We start from the raw sequence: 22,936 nt of genomic DNA, 5'->3' as shown, positions 1-22,936 counted from the left end.
ACCGCGCCGGCGCCGACATGGAGCCCGCCGGCCCGCTGCAACGGGAACAGCAGGCCCGGCAGGACTTCCGCCGCGGCGCACCCGACCGCGCGGACGGCCTTTCCGCCAGCTTCGCCGCCAGCTACGCCGGCATCATTGCCTTCATGGCGGTCGCCACCGAAGGCAGTTTCTCCAGGGCGGGCGAGCGGCTGGGCATCGGCCGCTCCGCGGTCAGCCGCAATGTGCAGAAGCTGGAAGCGCAACTGAGCACGCGGCTGTTCCTGCGCACCACGCGCTCCACCCGGATGACCAGCGAGGGCGAGCGCTTCTTCGAGAACTGCCACCAGGGCGTGGCGCAGATCGTCGCAGCCATGAACGATATGCTGGCGCTGCGCCAGGGCCCGCCGAGGGGCCTGCTGCGCATCAGCGCGGCAACCGGCTTTGGGCGCAAGGTGGTGGCGCCGCTGCTGACGCGGTTCTCGGCCGCCTATCCGGAGATCTCGCTCGACCTGCTGCTGGACGACCGCCCGCCGGATTTCACTGCGGACAAGATCGATGTGGCATTCCGCAACGGGCGAATCGAGGATTCCAGCATCATCGCCAGGCAACTGATCCCGATGCAGATGGCGGTGTGCGCGTCGCCGGCGTATGCCGCGCGGCACGGCTTGCCGCTGGCACTGGACGATCTTGCCAGGCATGAATGCATCCATACCCGGGTCGGCGGCGCGCGCGTGCTGGAATGGGAGTTCAAGGTCGACGGGCACCTGCGCAAGGTCCTGCCCACCGCAAGGCTGACCTTCAACGACCCCGACCTGGTGCTGGCGGCAGTGCTGGACGGCATGGGTCTGGCGCAGATGGCGGGCTACCAGGTGTGCGACCTGATCGCCCGCGGCGCGCTGGTCACCGCGCTGGGCCGGCATGCGCCGGACGATCGCGGCCACTATCTCTGCTACCTGAGCCGGCAGCACCTGCCGTCGCGCATCCGCGTGTTCGTCGACTTCATGACGGATGCAATCCGGGCGCAGAACCTGCACTGCCTGGCGGACTTCGGCATGGACTATGCGAATGCGGGGCCGGCTGGCTAGCGCCGCCAGCCGTGCCGCCAGGACGAAGTCTGCCTACGCCGCGCCTGCGGCATGGCGCCGCTGCAAATCCTCGAACGACACCAGCTCCCCGCAGATCGCACTGGCGGCCACCGTTGGCGGGCTGGCCAGCCAGACCTGTCCCGGGCCGGAGCGCCCGGGGAAGTTGCGGTTGATCGAGCTGACCGTCACCTGCTCGGGCCGCTCCGACGATCCCGGTCCGCAGTTGGCGCAGGCGCCGCAGGACGGTTGAAGGATGCGCGCGCCAATCGCCTGGAACGTCTCCAGGTAGCCCCGGCGAATGCAATAATCGCGCACGTCGGTGGTGCCGAACTGCAGGTAGAGCGTGACCTGCGGCGCCAGGCGCAAGCCGCGCTGCACGGCCCAGTGCAGCACCTCGTGGTATCGGTCGAAGTCTTCGCGCTTGCCCGCCGTGCAGGAGCCGCCGTAGGCAATGTCCACCGGCACCCGCTGCGTCAGCGCGGCGAGCGGCATGCCGTTGCCCGGATCGCCGGGGCGGGCCACCATGGGTTCGAGCGTGCCGCAGTCGATGTCGAGCGTGGCGGCGAACGCGGCGCCGTCGTCGCTGCGCATCCAGGGCTCGATCTCGAAATCGATGCCGCGCCGTTCCTTCAGGAAGCGCACGGTCTGCGCATCGGGCGCGACGATGCCGGTGAAGCCGCCCAGCTCGGCGCACATATTGGTCAGCGTGGCGCGCTCGTCGATCGACATCGCGCCGACCACCGGGCCGGTGAACTCGAACACCTTGCCGACGCCCGCGCCGGCCTTGATGTCGGCCCGGGCCAGAAGATGCAGCACCACGTCCTTGGCGGTGACGCCCGGCGCCAGCGCGCCATCCAGGCGCACCCGGATGCATTGCGGCAGGGTCATGCGCACCGCGCCGGTCACGAAGGCATTGGCCATGTCGGTGGTGCCGACGCCGAACGCCACGCAGCCCAGCGCGCCGCTGTGCGGGGTGTGGGAATCGGTGCCGACCACGACTTGCCCGGGCAGGGCATAGCGCTCGGCCATCATGGCGTGCGAGATGCCGGCCGCCCGGGCGACCGCGGCCCCGCGGGACTCGTCCTCGGTCAGCGTGCGATGGCACCGCAGCTGGTAGTCGCGCACGAAGTCGCGTTGCGCCGCGCACATGCGGGCGACGTTGTCGACCAGGCCGCCGCGCACGTGGGCCGGGCTTTCGCCGACATACGAGGTGTGGTCCTCGAACACCACGATGCGGTCCGCATCCCTGAGCTGCAGCGGCTTGCCGAACGCCGCGTGCAGCATGTGGGCGCACATGCCGGTGTAGTACTCGTGGATAAAGCGCCAGTCGGCCCGCACGAAAATGCCGTCGCCCGCGACCGCGCGCTCCGGCGTCACCGGCGTGGCCAGCAGATGCCGCTGCACGATTTTTTCGAACAGGGTCTGCGGGCCGGTGGGGAGTCCGGACGGCGCGGGTTCCACGTCGCTCAGGTACGCCTGGCCGAACCTGAGCAGCCCGCCATGCCGCAGGATGGCGGCGGCGAGGGCGTCGCGTCCGGCCACCAGCGTGTCCGCGTCGATGGGCTCGCCTTGCTCCAGCCGGGCGAGCAGGCTGAAGTCGGTCGAGGTGAACAGGCCGATGTTGTCGGCATTCTGGCGATAGATGCGCTCAAAGCTGCGGGCGATGACGAGGCGGATGCCGGCCAGCTTCTCCGCCGCCGGACTATGCTCGCGCGACGAACCCTTGCCGTAGCGGTTGCCGGCAACGGTCACGGCAAAGCCGCCGTCGCGGATCGCGCCGGCATGGACCGGGCACACGCCTTCGACCTTGTAGCCGGTATAGGGAAAGCGGCCGAGCGCGTCGTCATAGTGCGTCAGGATCGGCACCGGCGTGATTTCGTCCGTCGAAACGTCGTCGCGCAACGCGCCGGCGGTGGCCAGCGTCATCGGCTGCCCCTGCAGCTGTGCCGTCATGGCCGACGCCGAGTCGGCAAGGAACAGGATGCGGGCCGTGGCCGCGATGGCGCTCATGCAGGTCTCCGAAGGCATTTCGGCGCAACTCTACCGGCCCTGCGCGCGCGAACGAAGCGCTGATGCGGCATCGCGGCTATCTGCGCCAGGCATATCCGGGTAAACCCGTAGATCATGCGCGACGCCCGCCGCAAGGTTAGTATCGGGCGACATTCCGGCCTGCCCACGCGGGCGCACTGACCCATGCACCGAATCGATCCCGTCAATATCCAGCTGTTCCTGGCCGCGGCCCGCGAGGGCTCGATCAAGCGCGCGGCCGAAACCGAGCATATCGCGCAATCGGCGCTGAGCCGGCGCATCGCGGAGCTGGAGCGCAGCCTGGGGGTGGTGCTGTTCGTGCGCTCGCCCGCCGGCGTGGTGCTGACCGATGCCGGCGCCCGCGCGCTGGAACTGGGCCGCAAGCTGAACGAGGACATCGCCAGCTTTGCGCGCGAGGTGCAGGATCTGGGTGACCGGGTCGCCGGCGTGGTGCGGGTGTCGGCCAGCCCGTCGGCGATCATCGGTTTCTTGCCGGAGCGCCTGCATGCGTTCAAGGCGGCGCATCCGCTGGTCGAGATCGCGCTGTATGAGCGCTCGACTGCGGAAACACTACGTGCCTGCCTGGATGACCGCGCCGACGTCGGCATCGGCGTCGCGGCCAAGACGCCGGGCGGGCTGGAATCGTGGGCCTTTGGCAGCGATCCGCTCAATGTGGTGGTGCCGTCGTCGCATGCGCTGGCCCGGCGCAAGCGCATGCGCTATGCCGAGGTGCTGGAACATCCGCTGGTGGTGGTGCAGCCGGGCGGCGCGCTCGACCAGGACCTGCGCGAGCAGGCGGCCAACCTGCGGCTGCCGTTCAACCAGGGCGTGGCGGTCTCCAGTTTCGAGGCCGCCTGCCGCATGGTGGAGGCGGGGCTGGGCATCGCGGTGCTGCCGGCCAGTGCCGGAGCGGCCTATGCCGGAACGCGGCGCTTTGTGCGCGTGCCGCTGGATGAACCGTGGCGCCAGCGCCAGCTGCGCATCTATGCACCATACAAGCAGCCGCGGCTGCGGGCGATTGCCGCGATGATCGAGGCGCTGCAGCCAAAGGCGGGAACCGACGCTATGCCGGGCTGAGATACCCGGTGCAGCGGATTAGCACTCGGCCACCGCGGCGTCGCAACCCTACACTCCGTGCCAAAGCCACCGTCCACGGTGCGATTGACGGTCGATTCGACCCACGGAGACAAACCATGCAGACCTCGCTGTTTCGACAGGCGTGCAAGGCGCTTGCGGCCCTGACCACGCTGGCAATGCTTGGCGGCCAGGCCGTTCCAGCCCATGCGCAGGACGGCAAGCCGCTCAGGCTGATCGTGCCGACCCAGCCCGGCTCACAGGCCGATGCCGTGGCCCGCGCGCTGAGCCAGCCGCTGGGCAAGCAGCTGGGCCAGTCGGTGGTGGTCGAGAATATCGCCGGCGCCGGCGGCGTGCCGGGCACCCAGCAGATCGTGCGCGCGCCGAAAGACGGTTCGACGCTGGGCCTGATCTCGTCGAACCACGTCATCAACCCGTTTATCTACAAGAGCCTGCCGTATGACGCGCTGCAGGACATCACGCCGATCACCGTGATCGGCACGCTGCCGCTGGTGCTGGTGGTCAATCCCGCGGTGAGCGCGCACAACACCAGGGAACTGCTCGCGCTGCTGAAGTCGAAGCCGGGCGAACTGAACTACGGCTCGTCGGGCAACGGCACGGTGCTGCACCTGGCCGGCCAGCTGCTGGCCAGCGAGGCCAGGGTGGACATCCGCCACGTGCCGTACAAAGGGGCCGGCAACTACACCACCGACCTGGTCGGCGGCCAGGTGCAGATGGGCTTCCTGACCGTGCCGGCGGTGCTGCCGCTGATCAAGGCGGGCAAGCTGCGGGCGATCGCCGTGTCCACCGCGCAGCGGGTGCCGGCGCTGCCGGAGGTGCCAACGCTGGCGGAATCGGGCGTGCCGCGCTACAGCTTCGACGCGTGGCTGGCGATCGTCGGTCCCGCGGGCATGCCGAAGCCTGGTGTGCAGGACCTGCAGGCGAAGATCCAGGCCACGCTGCGCGAACGCGAGGTGCAAGAGCAACTGTCGGCGCAAGGGCTGGTGGTGACGGGCACCGGCGCCGACGCGGCGGTGCCGTTCTTCAGGAGCGAGCTGGACAAGCATGCGCGCATCGTAAAGCAGGCTGGCGCCACGCTGAACTAAGGGCTCCGGGCCGGGGCAAGCCGGCCCGCCACACGCTTGCGCGCTTCAGCTGCCGCAAGCGTGGATCAGGAATTCGCGCAGCGCATCGGCGGGTTTGCCCAGCTTGCGGCCAGGCTGCCACAGCATGCCGACCTCCATGTCGGGTACCGCATTGGCAATCGGCCGGGCTTCGATCTGCTTGCCTTCCAGCGACCAGGGCCGATACACCATGTCGGACAGCACGGTGACGCCGAAGCCATGCGCCACCAGCCCGCGCAGCGCTTCCATCGAGCCGGTGCGGAAGGCGATATTGGGCGCGAGCCGGTGGCTGCGCCAGTAGCGCAGGGTCGAGTCCTCGGCCTCGTCGACGGTGATGAGCAGGTACGGATACGCCGCGATATCGCGCAGCGAAGGCCGCTCCACCTCCAGCAGCGGATGGCTGGCCGAGGTCCATAGCTGGCGCCGCGACCGCATCAGCGTATGGCGCTGGAAGCGCTGGGGTTTCTCCAGGTTGGACAGCAGCGCGATGCCGAACTCGATCTCGCCCGCCAGCACGGCGCGCTCGATGTCGGGGCGGTCCATGTCGAGCAGGTCCAGTTCGATATCCGGATAGTTGGTGCGGAAGCGCGCCAGCAATCCTGGCAGGAAGTATCCCAATACCGTATATGACGCCGCCAGCCGCACGCTGCCCTGCAGCCCGTGCACCTGGAAGCGCGGCTCGCGCAGCGCGTCTTCGACCGAGTCCAGGATCTGGCGCGCATGCTGGAAGAACAGATGGCCTTCGGCCGTCAGTGTCACCCCGTGCGGCCGCCGCTCGAACAGGCGCACGCCCAGGCGCTGCTCCAGCGCCAGCACGGCATTGGTCACCGCCGACTGCGACACGTGCTCGGCGGTCGCCGCCATCGAGAACTGCCCGGTTTCCGCCGCCGCGACGAAATAGCGGAACTGCCGCAGCGTGACTTCCTTGGCCAGCCTTTCCGACCCTTCGCGCGCCTTGAACATGGTGTCTCCGAGGTATCCGTTTTGCAGATATCAGGTGTTGGAATTGATGATTTTACGATGAACGCGGCCATTCCTACACTGCTCCGGACAGCAAAAAAAGCACCCAGAACAAAGCACCGGAGACCCACATCGTGAATGCCCCGCTCAATCCCGCCTTGCTGGAAGCCCTGGCCAGCGCCAGCCTGGACGACAAGTACACCCTGGACCAGGGCCGCGTCTACCTGAGCGGCGTGCAGGCGCTGGTGCGCCTGCCGATGCTGCAGAAGGCGCGCGACCGCGCCGCCGGGCTCAATACCGCGGGCTTTATCTCGGGCTACCGCGGCTCGCCGCTGGGGGGCGTCGACCAGGCGCTGTGGAAGGCCAAGCAGCATCTCGCGGCCAGCGACGTGGTGTTCCAGCCGGGCGTCAACGAAGACCTGGCCGCCACCGCGGTGTGGGGCAGCCAGCAGGTCAACCTGTTCCCCGGCGCCAGGCGCGATGGCGTGTTTTCGATGTGGTATGGCAAGGGGCCCGGCGTCGACCGCTCCATCGACGTGCTCAAGCATGCCAACTCGGCGGGTTCGTCGAAGCACGGCGGCGTGCTGCTGCTGGCCGGCGACGACCATGCCGCCAAGTCCTCAACCGTGGCGCACCAGTCCGAGCATGTGCTGCAGGCGGCCGGCATCCCGGTGCTGTACCCCGCCAACGTGCAGGAATACCTGGACTACGGCCTGCACGGCTGGGCCATGAGCCGCTATTCGGGCCTGTGGGTGGCGATGAAGTGCGTCACCGACGTGGTCGAGTCGACCGCCTCGGTCGAGATCGACCCCAGCCGCGTGCAGGTCGCGCTGCCGCAGGACTTTGCCATGCCGGCGGGCGGCCTCAATATCCGCTGGCCCGATTCGCCGCTGGAACAGGAAGCGCGGCTGCTCGACCACAAGTGGTATGCGGCGCTGGCCTACGTGCGTGCCAACCGCCTGAACCGCGTGGTGCTGGATTCGCCCAACGCGCGCTTCGGCATCATGACCGCCGGCAAGGCCTACCTGGACGTGCGCCAGGCGCTGGTGGACCTGGGCCTGGATGACGACACCTGCGCGCGCATCGGCATCCGCGTCTACAAGGTGGGCTGCGTGTGGCCGCTGGAGGCGCACGGCGCGCGCGAATTCGCCACCGGCCTGGAAGAAATCCTGGTGGTCGAAGAGAAGCGCCAGATCCTCGAATACGCGCTGAAGGAAGAGCTGTACAACTGGCGCGAGGATGTGCGACCCAAGGTCTTCGGCAAGTTCGACCAGCGCGGCAACGACGGCGGCGAGTGGTCGGTGCCGCGCGGCGACTGGCTGCTGCCGGCGCATTACGAGCTGTCGCCGGCGCTGATCGCCAAGGCCATCGCACGCCGGCTGGAACGCTTCGACCTGCCGGCCGAGGTGCCCACGCGCATCGCCGCGCGCGTGGCGCTGATCGAGGCCAAGGAGCGCGAAGCGGCGCAGCCGCGCATCGCGGTGGAGCGCAAGCCGTGGTTCTGCTCGGGCTGCCCGCACAATACCTCGACGCGCGTGCCGGAAGGCTCGCGCGCGCTGGCCGGCATCGGCTGCCACTACATGACCTTGTGGATGGACCGCAATACCGAGACCTTCAGCCAGATGGGCGGCGAGGGCGTGGCGTGGACCGGGCAGATGCACTTCACCGACGACAAGCACGTGTTCGCCAACCTGGGCGACGGCACGTACTTCCACTCGGGGCTGCTGGCGATCCGCGCGTCGATCGCGGCCAGGGCCAATATCACCTACAAGATCCTGTTCAACGATGCCGTGGCGATGACCGGCGGTCAGCCGATCGACGGCGTGCTGACGGTACCGCAGATCGCGCACCAGGTGCTGGCCGAGGGCGCGAAGAAGCTGGTGGTGGTCACCGACGAGCCCGCCAAGTACGGCGATGGCGCGATGCTGCCGTCCGGCGTGGCGGTGCTCCATCGCGACCAGCTCGATGCCGTGCAGCTGGAGCTGCGCGACACCGAAGGCGTCACCATCCTGATCTACGACCAGACCTGCGCCACCGAGAAGCGCCGCCGCCGCAAGCGCGGCACCTATCCGGATCCGGCCAAACGCGCCTTTATCAACGACGCGGTGTGCGAAGGCTGCGGCGATTGCTCGGCCAAGTCCAACTGCCTGTCGGTGGAGCCGCTCGAGACCGAGCTCGGCACCAAGCGCCGCATCAACCAGTCGTCGTGCAACAAGGACTTCTCCTGCGTCAACGGCTTCTGCCCCAGCTTTGTCACCGCCGAGGGCGCGCAGGTGCGCAAGCCCGCGGCGGCGGCCGGCAAGGGCAGCGGCGCCGATTTCGCGGCGCTGCCGCAGCCGCTGCTGCCGGCTTTGGAGCGGCCGTACGGCGTGCTGGTCACGGGCGTCGGCGGCACCGGCGTGGTCACCATCGGCGGGCTGCTGGGCATGGCGTCGCACCTGGAGCGCAAGGGCGTGACCGTGCTCGACATGGCCGGCCTGGCGCAGAAGGGCGGGGCGGTGATCAGCCACGTGCAGATCGCGTCCGCTCCGGATCACCTGCACGCGACCCGCATCGCCACCGGCGAGGCGCGCCTGGTGATCGGCGGCGACGCCATCGTCTCGGCCTCCGCCGAAGTGCTGTCCAAGGTCCGGCACGGCCTGACCGCCGCCGTGGTCAACAGCGCCAACACCCCCACCGCGGAGTTCATCAAGAACCCGAAGTGGAAGTTCCCCGGCGCCAGCGCCGAGCAGGACCTGCGCGCCAGCGTGGGCGAGGCCTGCGCCTTCTTCGACGCCAGCGCCTGGGCGGTGACCCTGCTCGCCGACGCGATCTATTCCAACCCGCTGCTGCTGGGCTATGCCTGGCAGAAGGGCTGGATCCCGCTGCAGCACGCCAGCCTGGTGCGCGCGATCGAACTCAACGGGGTCTCGGTCGACAAGAACCGTCTCGCCTTCGAATGGGGCCGTTATCTCGCCCACCACGGCGAGGCCGCGGTCAGGGCGCTGCTACCTGGGGCACCGGTTGCGCCGGCCGCCGCCAGCGCGCAGGTCGTGGCGATGCCGCAGACGCTCGACGCGCTGATCCGCAAGCGCGAGGCGATGCTGACCGATTACCAGAACGCCGCCTATGCCGCGCGCTATCGCGACGCTGTCGCGCGCATCCGCGCCGCGGAGCAGCAACTGGGCATCGATCGCAAGCTGCCGCTGACCGAGGCCGTGGCCCGCAACCTGGCCAAGCTGATGGCGTACAAGGACGAGTACGAGGTGGCGCGCCTGTACACCGACCCCGCCTTCCTCGACAAGCTGCGCGCGCAGTTCGAAGGCGAGCCCGGCCGCGACTACCAGCTCAATTTCTGGCTGGCGCCGCCGCTGCTGGCCAGGACCGACGCCAAGGGCCATCTGCTCAAGCGTCGCTTCGGTCCGCGCACCATGACGGCATTCCGCCTGCTGGCGCGCCTGAAGGGCCTGCGCGGCACCGCGCTGGATGTGTTCGGCAAGACCGCCGAGCGCCGCGCCGAGCGCGCGCTGGTCAGCGACTACCTGGCCATGGTCGAAGAGTTCGCGGGTTCACTGAGCGCGGACAACGTCGACACCGCGCTGGCGCTGGCCGCGCTGCCGGACGATATCCGTGGCTACGGTCACGTGAAGGAGGCCAGCATGGCCGCGGCGGCGGTGCGGCGCGAGGCGCTGCTGGCGCAATATCGGGGAGCGGCGCGGCGGGATGCGGCTTGACGCGGTCGCGCCGGCGGTGGTCGCCGGCGCGACGTGAGGTCAAGTTAGCCCAAGGGGCAGGAAATCCTGCATGGGCGCCGCACCGGCGCCGCGGCGTGGTTGCGGCCAGGCCTACGCCCCATGCAGAATGGCAGCAAAACTACCTGCCCCCGACATGGAAACGCCAGACCGCCTGCTGCGCAGCTTTTTGCGTATTGCCTCGCTGAAGTCGCTGTCGAAGGCTGCGGATGACCTGAACCAGACGCAGTCCGGTGTCAGCAAGCAACTGGCCGCGCTCGAAGCCCACCTTGGCAAGGCGTTGTTTACGCGAACGGGGCGCGGCGTTGCCCTGACGGAGGCCGGGCAAAAGCTGCAGGAAGCGATCGAAGGGCCCTATCGCGCCATCGATCACGCCGTGGACATGATCCGGGACGCGCATGGCAGTACCGAAGGGACGGTCAGGCTGGCCCTGGTCCACACCGTCAGCTACTACTTCATCGGCGATGTGGTGGCGAGTTTCGTCAGTGCGCATCCCGGCGTCAACCTGTCGATGATGGGGCGCAGCTCGCCGGAGGTGGTTGCGCTGGTGGAAAGCGGCAAGGCGGATCTGGGCGTGGCCTACGATACCGCGGTGGACACGGCCTCGCTGGCGGTTTATCCACTCTTCGACGATACGATGTGCCTGGTGGAGCAAGGCACCATGGCCCCGGCAGCGGACGATGCCGGCGTCGACCTGGCCGGGCGCAACTTGCGCCTGGTTACCTTCCCGCATGGCTATGCATTGCGACGCATGCTCGATAGCGCCGGCCTGAAGGGGTCCTATGTCGCGGAGGCGGAAACGGTGGATGCCATGCTCAAGCTGGTTTCCGCCGGAGTAGGGTCCTGCATCCTGCCGAGCCGGCTGCCTGACAAGCTGCTGGCCGAGTATGGCCTGTGCAAGGTGAAGATCCGTACGCCGCTGTTGAAACGGCGCATGGTGGCGGTGGCGCATCCCGAGCGCCAACCCTTGCCGCTGGCCGCCGCGCTGCTGTCATGTGCGCTCCAGGTTGCCAGGGCGCTGGACACGTGAAGCCATGACATAGCTGCTATGAGGCCGGCTCCGTAGCTCGGCTGGAACCCCAATCCCATACTGGATCCCGATCCTTTCGACCTCTCGTCGCAGGGAAAACCCGGAGAAGACCAGTATGAACGCCCCCCTCAGAGACAAGTCGTATTTCGACCAGCGCGCGTCCAGCGACATGGCGAAGCACCTGCCGAGCCAGTCGCGCACCACGCAGGAGACCATGGCCTATGCCTGCCGCATCCTGGCCATGACGGAGCAGGAAGCCGGCCTGGCGGGCCAGATCAGTGTCCGCTCCGAACGACCGGGCGCTTACTGGACGCTGCGTTTCGGGCTCGGCTTCGACGAAGCGACGCCGGCGGACTTTATCGAGGTCGACCGCGATCTCAACACGTTGAGCGGCGGCGGCATGGCCAATCCGGCGACGCGTTTCCACCTGTGGGTCTACGACGCCCGGCCGGACGTCAACGCCATCATCCATACCCATTCGCCGTGGGCCAGCGCGCTCGCTGCCGCGCGCCAGCCCCTGGTCATCGCGCAGATGGACATGACCCCCCTGCATAACGACTGCGCGTTCCTCGGCGACTGGCCGGGAGTTCCGATCGCAGACCAGGAGGGCGTGATCATCTCGGAAGCGCTCGGTGACAAGCGCGCGATCATCCTCGCGCACCATGGCTATCTGACCGCAGGCAAGACCTGCGAAGAGGCGACCTACCTGTCCGTCTATCTCGAGCGCGCTGCCCGAATGCAGATCCGCGCGCAGGCTTTCGGCGCGCTCACGCCGGTCGATGACGAACTGGCCAGGGAGGCTCGCGACTACCTGCTGAAGCCGTCCATCGTCAACTCCACGTTCGCGTACTGGGCGCGCCAGACGCACGGCATCGCGCCGTACGTCAAGCCGTGACGCACAGGCAGCACGCATCAGAACAGACAAGGAGACAAGACGATGACCACGCAACAAGGCACGCGCTCGCGCCGCCACTACATCACGGCGGGCCTGGCCAGCATGATGGGCACGACCATCGAATGGTATGACTTCTTCCTCTACGGCACCGCCGCGGCCCTGATCTTCAACAAGATTTTCTTTCCCTCTTTCGATCCGCTGACCGGGACCCTGGCGGCGTTTGCCACCTACTCGGTCGGCTTCTTCGCGCGCCCGCTGGGTGGCATCGTCTTCGGCCATTTCGGCGATCGGGTCGGACGCAAGTCCATGCTGCTGATCACGCTGTTCATGATGGGCATCCCGACCATCCTGATCGGCCTGATCCCGTCCTATGACAGCATCGGCTACTGGGCTGCGGTCGCGCTCGTGCTGCTGCGCTTCCTGCAGGGCGTCGCGGTCGGGGGCGAGTGGGGCGGTGCGGTGCTGATGGCCGTCGAGCACGCACCCGAAGGCAAGAAGGGCTTCTTTGGCAGCCTGCCGCAGGCAGGGGTGGCACCAGGCCTGATCCTGTCCTCGCTGGCGATGGGCATGGTCGCGACGCTGCCGGAGCAGGACATGCTGACGTGGGGATGGCGCGTGCCGTTCCTGGCGAGCGTGGTGCTGCTGGCGGTAGGCTGGTTCATCCGTGCGAAGGTGAGCGAATCGCCGGACTTCGAGCAGATGAAAAAGTCTGGCGACAAGGTCGAGATGCCGGCGCTGGTGGTGCTGCGCCGCTATCCGCGCCAGGTCCTGACCGTGGTCGGCGGCCGCCTGGCAGAAGTCACGTGGTTCTACACCGTGGTGACCTTTGCCCTGGCCTACGCCACGGGCACGCTCGGCATAGCCAAGACCGTGATGCTCGATGCCACGGTGTGGGGCGCCGCGGTCGCGATGTTCACCATGCCGCTGTTCGGCATCCTGGGTGACCGCTTCAGCTTCAAGTGGGTATTCATGGCCGGCACCGTGGGGATCCTGGTCTTTGCGCCGCAGTTCTTCGCGCTGCTGCAAACGCTCGATGCAGGCCATGTCACGATTGCCATGGCGATTGCGATCGGTCTCGTCTATGCCTGCCTGTACGGCCCTGAAGGCAGCCTGTTCTCAGCCCAGTTTCCGCCCGAGGTCCGCTATAGCGGCATCTCGATCGCGGTGCAGGTGTCCGGTGCGATCGGCGGGGGCCTGGCGCCCATCGTGGCCACGTCGCTGTTGAATCATGGCGGCGGCGATCCCGCATACATCGTCTGGTACCTGGGTGCGCTTAGCGTGATCGCCTTCGTCAGCACGGCACTGATGCGCGATGCCAACGTGGCCAGGCATGCGGTCCCGCTGGCAAAGGGTGGACGGGTATGAAGGCCGGTGCGCATATCGACTACTACTTCTGGCTCAAGTCCGACCGGACTTTGCTGGGCATCGTCCAGACTAGACAGCGGCAGCACGCGCCCGCTCGGGGTCGGGGAGCAGGCATAGCCGGCAAGTGCGCGGCACGCTGCACGCGGCGCTGGTGCATAGCGCGCTGCTGCCGGTGCGGTCGATCGGCACTGCGGTAATTCATGCACGGCGCCGGCGGCAATATCTGCAAAGCCGGCCATCACGGCAGCACGTGCCGCTCGCCGGATGCAACGTGGTGAACCCGTCGAAGCCGATGGCATGACGCTTGCTGCCTTCGTTCACTTCTCCCCAGAACGTGAACCAGCGGAGGCGCCCATGGCACTGGAAGACCCGCTTGCTCCCCCGGCATCCGAGGCCGGCGCACTGCAACAGATCCCCACCACGCTGCACATCAACGGCATCACCCACGAGCTGCTGCTGGCCCCGTGGGTGATCCTGCTGGACCTGCTGCGCGAGCAACTGCAGCTCACCGGCACCAAGAAGGGCTGCGACCACGGCCAATGCGGCGCCTGCACGGTGCTGGTCGGCGGCAGGCGCATCAAGTCGTGCCTGTGCCTGGCGGTGTCCTATGACGGCGCCGATATCACCACCGTGGAGGGGCTGGCCGATCGCGACACGGGCGCGCTGCATCCGCTGCAGCAGGCTTTTATCGACCACGACGCGTTCCAGTGCGGCTATTGCACGCCGGGACAGCTGTGCTCGGCGCTGGGCCTGCTGAACGAGCATCCGCCGGCAAGCCGGCAGGAGCTCCGCGAGCGCATGAGCGGCAACCTGTGCCGCTGCGGCGCGTATGCGCAGATCGTCGAGGCGATCGCCGAAGTCGCCGGGCTGACCGAGCGCGACCAGGAGCCATCATGAACCCGTTCCGCTATGAGCGCGCGGCCACGGTGGAAGCGGCGCTGCAGGCGATCGCCGCGGCGCAGCGGGACGCCGGCGAGCTAAGCCTTGGCGACGACCACGCGCCGCACTTCCTGGCTGCCGGCACCAACCTGATCGACCTGGTGAAGGGCGGCATGATGCATCCGGCCGCGCTGGTCGATGTCAGGCAGCTGCCGCTGCGGATGATCGAGGCCACGGCGGAGGGCGGGCTCAGGCTCGGTGCGCTGGCCAGCAACGCCGATACCGCGCAGCACCCGCTGGTGCGCGCGCAGTATCCGCTGCTGCGCGCGGCGATCCTGGCCGGGGCCTCGGCGCAGATCCGCAATATGGCGACCAACGGCGGCAACCTGCTGCAGCGCACGCGCTGCTATTACTTCTATGATCCGGGCGTGCCCTGCAACAAGCGCGAGCCCGGCAGCGGCTGCCCGGCGGCGGCCGGGCTGGCGCGCCAGCATGCCATCCTCGGCGCCAGCGAGCATTGCGTCGCCACGCACCCGTCGGACATGTGCGTGGCACTGGCGGCGCTGGGCGCGGTGGTGCACGTGGCATCGGCGAGCGGCCGCCGCGAGATTCCGTTCGATGAATTCCATCGGCTGCCGGAGGACCGGCCGCATATCGACACCACGCTGCGCCCCGACGAACTGATTACCCATATCGTGCTGCCGCCCGCCGCCGGGTTCGCGCGTCATGCCTGCTACCTGAAGATCCGCGAGCGCGCGTCGTTTGCGTTCGCGCTGGTGTCGGTGGCCGCCGCGCTGGATCTCGCCGACGATGGCACCGTGCGCGCCGCGCGGCTGGCGCTGGGTGGCGTGGCCCACAAGCCGTGGCGCGATCCCGAGGCCGAGGCGCTGCTGCAGGGCCGGCCCGCCAGCGCGGAACACTTTGCTTCGGCGGCCCGCTTCCTGCTGCGCGACGCGCGCGCCTGGGGCGGGCCGGCCGTGCCCGAGAGCCTGCCCGGCAACAGCTTCAAGATCGCGCTGGCCGAGCGTGCGATCGTGCGCGCGCTGGAAATGGCAGTCGCCGGCGTGCTGAGCAATACCGGCGAAGACGCCTTCGGCGAGGAGGAGCAGCCATGAACGATCCGCTCCCGCAATGTACGCCGCGCGCACGGCCCGGCACGGGCCCGGTCGGCATCGGCACGCCGGTGCCGCGCCTCGATGGCGTGGCCAAGGTCACCGGCACCGCGCGCTACGCCGAGCATCCGGCCTTCGACCTCGCGCACGGGGTGGTGGTGAACAGCACCATTGCGCGCGGACGTATCGTGTCGATCGATTGCAGCGCGGCGCTGGCGGTGCCGGGCGTGCTCGAGGTGCTGACCCATGAGCGCCGCCCGCGCATGCGTTCGCTCGACCTGTTCTACAAGGACATGGTCGCGCCCGCCGGTTCGCCGTTCAAGCCGCTGCACGACGCGCGCATCTGGTACAGCGGCCAGCCCGTCGCGCTGGTCGTGGCCGAGACCTTCGAAGCGGCGCGCCATGCCGCCACGCTGGTGCGCGTGCGCTACCAGGCGTGGCAGCACGAGACCAGCCTGCTGGACCACCTCGGCCGCGCCGGCAAGCCGATGCGCTTCAAGGCGGGCTACTCCGGCCCGCCCAGGGCGCGCGGCGATGCCGACGCCGCCTTCGCGCGCGCTCCCTATCAGGTCGACGCCGAGTTCTACAGCGGCGTGGAACACCACAACCCGATGGAGATGCACGCCACCACGGTGGTCCGCGGCGGCGACGGCCACCTGACCATCTACGACAAGACCCAGGGCTCGCAGAATTCGCGCTGGATGGTGTCGCGCGTGTTCGGGCTGCCCAAGCGCAAGGTCACGGTGCGCAATGAATACGTGGGTGGCGCGTTCGGTTCGGGGCTGCGGCCGCAGTACCAGCTGATCCTGGCGGTGATGGCGGCGCTGGCGCTGGAGCGCTCGGTGCGGGTGGTGCTGACGCGGCCGCAGATGTTCACCTTCTGCCACCGGCCCGAGACCTGGCAGCGCGTGCGGCTGGGCGCCGATGCCGAGGGCAGGCTGATGAGCCTGATCCATGAAGCCGTGGCCGAGACCTCGCGCATGGAGCACTACGTCGAAGTGGTGGTCAACTGGTCCACGCAGCTCTATGCGTCCGAGAACAGCCGGCAGGACTATCAGCTGGTCGACCTGGACCAGCCCACCCCGGCCGACATGCGCGCGCCGGGCGCCGCGCACGGCGTGCATGCGATCGAGGTGGCGATGGACGAGTTGTCCTATGCGGTGGGGATGGATCCGCTCGCGCTGCGGCTGAAAAACTACGCCGAGCGCGACGGCGCCAGCGGCCTGCCGTTCTCGAGCAAGGCACTGCGCGAGTGCTACGCGCAAGGCGCGCAACGGTTCGGCTGGGCCGGGCGGCCGCCGCAGCCGCGTTCGATGCGCGATGGCCGCGAGCTGATCGGCTGGGGCATGGCCAGCGGCACCTGGGACGCGCTGCAGATGTTCAGCCGCGCCCGCGCGGTGTTCCACGCCGACGGCCGGCTCGAGGTAGCCAGCGCCGCCACCGACATCGGCACCGGCACGCTGACGGTGATGAGCCAGATCGCCGCCGCGTCGCTGGGCCTGCCGCTGGAGCAGGTGAGGTTCGTGCTGGGGGATTCGGACTTGCCGGTGGCGCCCGTCGAAGGTGGCTCGTCGCACGTGGCGACGGTCGGCAGCGCGGTCGACGGCGTGTGCGACAAGCTGCGGCGGATGCTGTGGCACATGGCGCGGCGCATACAAGGTTCAGGCTTCGAGCAGGCGCGCTACGAAGACCTGGTGTTCGAGCACGGCCGGGTCAGCCTGCGCGCCAGCCCCGGCGTGTCGTTGGAACTGACCGGCATCCTGGCCGCGGCCCGGCGCGAGCAGATCGAGGCATCGTTCCTGCAATTGCCCAATCTGATCAAGCAGAAGCAATACACGCGCGCCGCGCATTCGGCCGTGTTCTGCGAGGTGCGCGTCGACGAGGCGCTGGGCACCGTGCGCGTGACGCGCGTGGTCAGCGCGGTGGCGGCGGGCCGCATCATCAACCCCAGGACGGCGCGCAGCCAGATCCTCGGCGGCATGGTGTGGGGCATCGGCCAGGCGCTGCACGAGGAAACGCACAGCGACCATGCGCTCGGCCGCTTCATGAACCGCAATATTGCCGAGTACCACATCGCCTCGCACGCCGATATCCAGGACCTGGACGTGATCTTCGTCGACGAGGACGACCGCGTGGTCAGCAGCCTGGGCGCCAAGGGCGTGGGCGAAATCGGCCTGGTGGGCGTTGCCGCCGCGATCAGCAATGCGATCTATCACGCCACCGGCAGGCGGCTGCGCAGCACGCCGATGACGCCGGATAAGGTCATGGCGCGCTGAGGTGGCGGCTGAGGGGGCGCGCTGAGGGGGCGCGCTGAGGGGGCGCGCTGAGGGGGCGCGCTGAGCGGAGCCCGGCGCGTCAGCGCCGCTGCGCCAGCCAGATCCCGGCCGCGATCGCCGCCAGGCCGACGCCGTGGTACCAGCGCGGCCAGTCGCCCAGCAGCACCGTCGACAGCAGCGCGGCAAAGACCGGCGTCAGCGTGATGAAGAACACCGGCAGCTGCGCGCCCGCGCGCGCGATGGCGCGGTCCCAGGCAAAGTAGGCCAGCAGCGACGGGATGGTCGCCACATAGAGCAGGATGCCCGCGACCTTGCCGTTCCATTGCAGCGGCTGCTCCAGCGTCAGCAGTTCCCATGCCGTCACCGGCGCGCTGGCCAGCACGCCGGTGACGATCTGCGCGAACAGCAGCACCGGCAGGGGCAGCGCGGGACGCTGCTTGCGCAGCAGCCAGGTGTAGGCGCTCCAGGCAATGGTGGCCGCCAGCATGAACAGGTCGCCGGGCACCAGGTCCAGCTGCGCCAGCCGCGCCAGTTCGCCGCGCACCAGCACGAAGGTCACGCCGACCATGCACAGCAGTGCGCCGGCGACATGCCAGGGCTTGACCCGTTCGCCGAAGCACAGCGCGCCGATCACGATCAGAAACAGCGGCGTGGACGCGCCGATCAGCGTCACGTTGATCGGCGTCGAGCTGGTCAGCGCCAGGTACTGCAGCGCGTTATAGCTGGCGATCGACAGGATGCCCATGGCGGTGATCACGCCCGCGTGCCGGCGCAGCACCGCGCGGTGCTCAACCACGCCGCGCCACGCAAACGGTGCCAGCAGCATGCCGGCCAGCACCCAGCGCGCCCAGTTCAGCGCGACCGGCGGCACCGTGCCGGCGGCAAGCCGGCCCACGATGGCATTGCCGGCCCAGCTGAGCGGGGGAAAGGTCAGCAGGAACAGGGTGGTCCAGTCGATGCGTCGGGGGCTGGGGCTGCTGGCGGACATGGGGCGAGGTCGAGGGGTGGATGGCGCATTATCCGCGATGGCGGCGCTTCAGGTGTCGCCACGCGGCGCGGATACTTACCGGCCCGCGCGCGCGGCGCGCGCCAGCGGCAGCGTCGCCAGGCGATCGGTGACGACCTCGCGGATGGCCGGCGGGGCGTCGAGCTCGTCCAGCAGGCGCGGCCAGCGCGCATGCGCCAGCGCCACCGCTTCCCTGACCGCGGCGGTGGCGATGCGGCGCGGCACGCCGGCTTTCTCGGCGATCGCCTCGTACATGGCCAGGGTTTCCTCGCGCTGCAGCCGGTCGATGGCGACGTTCTGGCCGTACGAGGCAAAGCCGGGCAGCGCGGCCACGCAGACGATGTCGTACGCCGGCGACAGCACCGGCAGCACGCCGTTGGGGTAGATCACCGAGAAGTTCTTCAGGTGCGCGTCGCTGTTGCCGATCAGCGTATTGACCGCCTGGCGCAGGAAGAACTGCCGCACATGCTCGACCCCGCTCGGGCTCAGGCGGTACAGCGTGGCCACCAGTTGCACGTAGCCGTCGATGCTGGCGTACTTGCGCGCCGGCATGCGGCCCAGCATCTGGCAGCCGTCCTCGGCATGGACGCGCCCGGACGGGGAGCGGTCGAAGCGGTCGACGGCAAGGTAGTGCAGGTCCTCGCCCAAAGCCTCGGCCAGTCCCTCCACCGCGATGGTCGACATGGGCAGCACGCGCGTGGCCGCGACATGCACGCCGGCGGCGGCCGCCAGCTGCATCGAGACCGATTCGTTGAACACCTGCGCGTCGTCGTTCCTGGCCGGCAGCTTGGCGATGATGTCGGACAGCTTGCCGTGGCTCGGCAGCGTGTAGCGCTTGCCGTCCTGCACCGTCGACAGCGCCAGCTTGTTCTGCACCCCGGACACCGACGCGGCCCCTTGCGTGGCACCCTCGACCACGGCGATCTCGAGGTTGTCGGCGCCGCCGGTCACGCCATAGGCGCGGGCATAGGCGGGCAGGGCGCCGATCTCCGCCGGCCGCACCACCACCGCCCCGGGCAGGTCGTTGCCGGCGGAGGCCAGGATGCCGAAGTCGTCCTTGTCTTCAGGGTTGCTGCGGGTGGCTTCCAGCCGCTTGCGCAGCTCGCCTTCGGGCAGCAGGCCGGCAAAGTAGGGCGGCAGTTCATGGCCGGTGTTGTAGACCGCGGGATGGAAGGGGTTGTCCAGCACCTCGGCGGTGGCGCGGCGGCCGGCTTCGGTTGGCACGGTGATCGACAGGCTCAGCGTGGGGCGGTCGGTGTCGCCGCGGAATTCATCGGCGGGCACGAAGCGGACATTGCCGCCGGCCTCGCACAGGTAGCCGCACAGCCGGTCATATAGCCGAACCTCCAGAAAGCGGGGGTGCAGGTCGTAGCTCATTCCTGATCCAGGAAGATATCGAGCGCGGCGCGGGCGCCGCGGTCGGGACCGCTGCCCTTGCCTTCCAGCACCTGGCGGACTTCGGCGAGGCGTTCGTTGGGCACCAGCACCCACTGCGCATCGAGCGCGGCGGCCAGCGCTTCCAGCGTGGAAGCGCGGCTGTCCTTCTTGCCGAGCAGGATGGCCGACAGGTTTTGCGCCGCCATGCCGAGGATGCGGCCGAGTTCGCCCAGGCTCTTGCCCCTGGCTTCCCGCAACTGGCGGCATTGGGAGATTAATGACATAGCATTAGTCAATGAGAAAAATCATTCTTTAGAATGATACCTGTGTTATCGACCTCGTGTTTATCATTCGATAGAAGCTTTTTCTAATAAAAATCATTCTATTGAATGATAGTGCATGGCAGCGTCTGCGGCCAAAGGCCAGCGTGCGCGAAAGCGCCGGCGCATCGTCGAGACGCTCCGCAGTGCCGCTGCCTCCACCTCCTGCCGTTACCCCTTGCCTTGTCATCGATACTGTATAAATATACAGTTATCGTAAATATCCTAAATCCTCGCCCTGCCGGCGAGCGACGCTAACCTCACATGACTGCGCCATTGCACGCAGCCCCGCCAAGGGCGGCGGAGGGTCTGCTTTTCCCTGCGCCGGCAGACTCCGGGCCTGCCCGGCCGGCCGCGGCCGAGCGCCAGCAGGCGCTGTCGGCGCTCGAGCAGCGCTATCCCGGGCTGTGGCGGGCCGGCCAGCTGGGCCGCGCCGGCGGGGCCGCGGTGTGCCCGACCGGGTATGACGCGCTGTCGGCGGAACTGCCCGGCGGCGGCTGGCCGGCCGGCGGCCTGACCGAACTGCTGACCACGCAGGGCGGCGCGGGGGAAATGCGCCTGCTGCTGCCGGCCCTGCGCACGCTGGCCGGGGCGGGGCGGCGCATTGCGCTGGTGGCGCCGCCTTACCTGCCCAATGCGATGGGGCTGGCCGCGGCCGGGCTGCCGGCGCGGCAGTGCTACTGGGTGCGGGCTCCGGCCGAGGCGGCCAGGGCCGCGCAGCAGGCCGACATGCTGTGGGCCGCCGAACAGGTGCTGCGCAGCCAGGCCTTTGGCGGCGTGCTGGTGTGGCTGCCGGCGGCGCGCCCCGAGGCGCTGCGGCGGCTGCAGGTGCTGGCGCAGGCCGGCGACGCGGTGGCCTGGGCGCTGCGCCCGGCCGCGGCGCTGCGCGAGTCGTCGCCCGCGGTGCTGCGGCTGCTGCTGGCACCGCTGCCCGGCAACGTGTTGTCGATCACCTTCCACAAGCGCCGCGGGCCGGTGCGGGACACGCCGCTGCTGCTGCGCCTGGACGGCATGGCGGCGGCCACGCGCGCGGCCGCCTGGCCGGTCCCCGCAGGGGCAACTGTGGCGATGCCCGCCGTGCCCGAACCGCTGGCGCAGTCTTCTCAGCTTTCTTCCGATGCCGTACTGGATCGCGGTGCACCTGCCGCGCCTGCCCCTGGACGCCCTGCAGCCCAACTGGCCTGAGCTGGCGCCCGCCGCGAGCCCGCCTGCCGCCACCCTGCACCATGCGCTGCCGGTGGCGGTGATGGCGCGCGAACAAGTGGTGCTGGCCAATGGCCCGGCGATGCAGCTGGGCGTGCGCTATGGCATGCGCCGCGGCGGCGTGCAGGCGCTGTCGGCCGATATCGTGCAGCTGGAGCGCGACCCGGCTGCCGAAGTCGCGCTGATGGAAGCGGTGGCACTGGCGCTGCTGCGTTTCACGCCGGGCGTGACCGTCGACGAGGAGCCGGAGTCGGCCACGCTGATGCTCGATGTCAGCGCCAGCCTGCGCCTGTTCGGCGGCCATCGCGCGCTGTGCCGCGCGGTGCGTGCCTGCGTGCGCCAGCTGGGCACCGTGGCCCAGGTGGGGTGTGGTCCGACCGCGCACGGTGCCGCATGGCTGGCGCGCCAGCCGCTGCGGCGCACGCGGCGCGGCGTGGTGCGGCCCGGCCGCCGGGCGGTGGGCATGGCGCGCCTGCACCGGCTGCTCGACCGCCTGCCGGTGGAAGTGCTGCACACGCTGGCCGATCCGGCCTGGCTGGACGGCATCGGCTGCCGCACGCTGGGCGAGGTGCGGCGCCTGCCGCGCGCGGGCCTGACGCGCCGGCTGGGCCCGGCGCTGCTGGCGCGGCTGGACCAGGCCTATGGCGAGGCGCCGGCACGCTTTGTCTGGTTTGTGGCGCCGCCGGCGTTTGCGCAGCGCATGGACCTGCCGGGCCGGATCGAATCCGCCGAAGCCGTGCTGGCCGGCGCGCAGCGGCTGCTGCTGGCGCTGGCGGGCTGGCTGGCGGTGCAGCAGGCCGGCGTCACGCGCTGCGTGCTGGTGCTGGAACATGAACGCTACCGGCGCGGCGCGGCCACCGAAGGCACCCCGGTGCCGCTGGGCCTGGCCCAGCCCAGCCGCGATCCCGCGCACCTGTCGCGGCTGCTGCGCGAAAAGCTCGACCAGCTCAGCTTCCATGCCCCCGTGACCGGCCTGGCGCTGCGCGTAGAGGCCATGGCCGCGTGCGTGCCGCAAAGCGAGGCGCTGTTCCCCGAGCCCGGCGGCACGCCGGAAGACCTGGGCCGCCTGCTCGATACGCTGATGGCGCGGCTGGGCCGCGACAACGTGCTGCAGCCGCGCCCGCTGGCCGACCACCGGCCCGAGCGCGCCAACCGCTGGTGCCCGGTCGACGAGCCCGCTGGCAAGCCCGCCAGCCTGCCCGGGCCGCAGCCGGAGCGCCCGCTGTGGCTGCTGCCGCAACCGCTGCCGCTGCCGGTGCAGCGCCACCGGCCCTGCCACGGCGGCCCGCTGGCGCTGCTGAGCCGGCCCGAGCGCATCGAGGCCGGCTGGTGGGACGGGGCCCTGGCCACGCGCGACTACTTTATCGCCGAGCGCGCCGACGGCCTGCGCTGCTGGATCTTCCGCGAGCGTCCGGGCCATGGCGCGCACGACGATGGCGGCGAATACCGCTGGTTCCTGCATGGGTTGTTCGCATGAGCGCGCCGCCGTTGC

Annotated in this window: 18 protein-coding genes; 13 read left to right on the top strand and 5 right to left on the bottom strand. The window is 69.4% G+C overall.

Going from position 1 to position 22,936, the window contains the following annotated elements; translation table 11 throughout:
* Positions 1-17: 17 nt before the first annotated feature.
* A complete protein-coding gene (locus A2G96_RS27570; RefSeq protein WP_062804165.1) occupies positions 18-1,064 on the top strand; it encodes a LysR family transcriptional regulator in 1,047 nt (348 codons plus the stop codon).
* 33 nt (positions 1,065-1,097) lie between these two features.
* Here the strand turns inward: A2G96_RS27570 and A2G96_RS27565 are convergent, their stop codons facing one another.
* Positions 1,098-3,074, bottom strand: coding sequence for an aconitase family protein (locus A2G96_RS27565; RefSeq protein WP_231909670.1), 1,977 nt, complete (start codon positions 3,072-3,074; stop codon positions 1,098-1,100).
* A gap of 183 nt (positions 3,075-3,257) precedes the next feature.
* Here A2G96_RS27565 and A2G96_RS27560 point away from each other — a divergent pair, with 183 nt between their 5' ends.
* Both A2G96_RS27560 and A2G96_RS27555 read left to right on the top strand, forming a co-directional pair.
* The gene (locus A2G96_RS27560) at positions 3,258-4,169 is read left to right on the top strand and encodes a LysR family transcriptional regulator (protein ID WP_012355693.1); all 912 of its coding nucleotides are present in this window, start codon (positions 3,258-3,260) and stop codon (positions 4,167-4,169) included.
* Positions 4,170-4,285: 116 nt separating this feature from the next.
* Complete coding sequence (locus A2G96_RS27555) at positions 4,286-5,272, top strand: Bug family tripartite tricarboxylate transporter substrate binding protein (protein WP_062803335.1); 987 nt, start codon at positions 4,286-4,288, stop codon at positions 5,270-5,272.
* 45 nt (positions 5,273-5,317) lie between these two features.
* Here the strand turns inward: A2G96_RS27555 and A2G96_RS27550 are convergent, their stop codons facing one another.
* Positions 5,318-6,253 carry a LysR substrate-binding domain-containing protein gene (locus A2G96_RS27550; protein ID WP_018007449.1) on the bottom strand — a complete coding sequence of 312 codons (936 nt, stop codon included), beginning with the start codon at positions 6,251-6,253 and terminating at the stop codon, positions 5,318-5,320.
* A gap of 131 nt (positions 6,254-6,384) precedes the next feature.
* Here A2G96_RS27550 and A2G96_RS27545 point away from each other — a divergent pair, with 131 nt between their 5' ends.
* From A2G96_RS27545 to A2G96_RS27515, 8 genes are all read left to right on the top strand, one after another.
* Positions 6,385-9,963, top strand: coding sequence for an indolepyruvate ferredoxin oxidoreductase family protein (locus A2G96_RS27545; protein WP_062803334.1), 3,579 nt, complete (start codon positions 6,385-6,387; stop codon positions 9,961-9,963).
* Between the two features lie 154 nt (positions 9,964-10,117).
* Entirely contained in the window at positions 10,118-11,011 is an 894-nt protein-coding gene (locus A2G96_RS27540; RefSeq protein WP_062803333.1) for a LysR family transcriptional regulator, read from the top strand.
* A 115-nt stretch (positions 11,012-11,126) separates the two neighbouring features.
* Positions 11,127-11,906 carry an aldolase gene (locus tag A2G96_RS27535; protein ID WP_062803332.1) on the top strand — a complete coding sequence of 260 codons (780 nt, stop codon included), beginning with the start codon at positions 11,127-11,129 and terminating at the stop codon, positions 11,904-11,906.
* Positions 11,907-11,948: 42 nt separating this feature from the next.
* Positions 11,949-13,271: an MFS transporter gene (locus A2G96_RS27530; protein WP_062803331.1), complete on the top strand. Its 1,323-nt coding sequence runs from the start codon at positions 11,949-11,951 to the stop codon at positions 13,269-13,271.
* Between the two features lie 124 nt (positions 13,272-13,395).
* Positions 13,396-13,572, top strand: a complete 177-nt coding sequence (locus A2G96_RS33935) for a hypothetical protein (protein WP_167354400.1) — start codon at positions 13,396-13,398, stop codon at positions 13,570-13,572.
* A 53-nt stretch (positions 13,573-13,625) separates the two neighbouring features.
* Positions 13,626-14,168: a (2Fe-2S)-binding protein gene (locus A2G96_RS27525; RefSeq protein WP_150124271.1), complete on the top strand. Its 543-nt coding sequence runs from the start codon at positions 13,626-13,628 to the stop codon at positions 14,166-14,168.
* Positions 14,165-15,265, top strand: a complete 1,101-nt coding sequence (locus tag A2G96_RS27520) for an FAD binding domain-containing protein (protein WP_062803330.1) — start codon at positions 14,165-14,167, stop codon at positions 15,263-15,265. Before A2G96_RS27525 ends, A2G96_RS27520 begins: the two co-directional genes overlap by 4 nt.
* On the top strand, positions 15,262-17,538 hold the full coding sequence (locus A2G96_RS27515) for a xanthine dehydrogenase family protein molybdopterin-binding subunit (RefSeq protein WP_062803329.1): 2,277 nt from the start codon (positions 15,262-15,264) through the stop codon (positions 17,536-17,538). The genes A2G96_RS27520 and A2G96_RS27515 overlap by 4 nt, the downstream gene beginning before the upstream one ends.
* A 79-nt stretch (positions 17,539-17,617) precedes the next feature.
* Here A2G96_RS27515 and A2G96_RS27510 read toward each other — a convergent pair whose 3' ends face one another.
* The 3 genes from A2G96_RS27510 to A2G96_RS27500 all read right to left on the bottom strand — a co-directional run bounded on the left by A2G96_RS27510 (position 17,618) and on the right by A2G96_RS27500 (position 20,205).
* Positions 17,618-18,526 (bottom strand): DMT family transporter, encoded by a 909-nt coding sequence (locus tag A2G96_RS27510; RefSeq protein WP_062803328.1) that lies wholly within the window; start codon positions 18,524-18,526, stop codon positions 17,618-17,620.
* A 75-nt stretch (positions 18,527-18,601) separates the two neighbouring features.
* Positions 18,602-19,921, bottom strand: coding sequence for a type II toxin-antitoxin system HipA family toxin (locus A2G96_RS27505; protein WP_062803327.1), 1,320 nt, complete (start codon positions 19,919-19,921; stop codon positions 18,602-18,604).
* Complete coding sequence (locus A2G96_RS27500; RefSeq protein WP_174549330.1) at positions 19,918-20,205, bottom strand: helix-turn-helix domain-containing protein; 288 nt, start codon at positions 20,203-20,205, stop codon at positions 19,918-19,920. Before A2G96_RS27500 ends, A2G96_RS27505 begins: the two co-directional genes overlap by 4 nt.
* 300 nt (positions 20,206-20,505) lie before the next feature.
* Between A2G96_RS27500 and imuA the strand changes: the two genes are divergently transcribed.
* Complete coding sequence (gene imuA, locus A2G96_RS27495; RefSeq protein ID WP_062803325.1) at positions 20,506-21,426, top strand: translesion DNA synthesis-associated protein ImuA; 921 nt, start codon at positions 20,506-20,508, stop codon at positions 21,424-21,426.
* Positions 21,359-22,921, top strand: a complete 1,563-nt coding sequence (locus A2G96_RS27490) for a Y-family DNA polymerase (protein ID WP_062803324.1) — start codon at positions 21,359-21,361, stop codon at positions 22,919-22,921. The genes imuA and A2G96_RS27490 overlap by 68 nt, the downstream gene beginning before the upstream one ends.
* The last annotated feature ends 15 nt before the right edge of the window (positions 22,922-22,936 follow it).

It is taken from the genome of Cupriavidus nantongensis (assembly GCF_001598055.1).
Taxonomy (GTDB): Bacteria; Pseudomonadota; Gammaproteobacteria; order Burkholderiales; family Burkholderiaceae; genus Cupriavidus; species Cupriavidus nantongensis.
The sequence above is the reverse complement of the archived record's forward strand: the minus strand, read 5'-3'. Positions and strand labels throughout refer to the sequence as shown.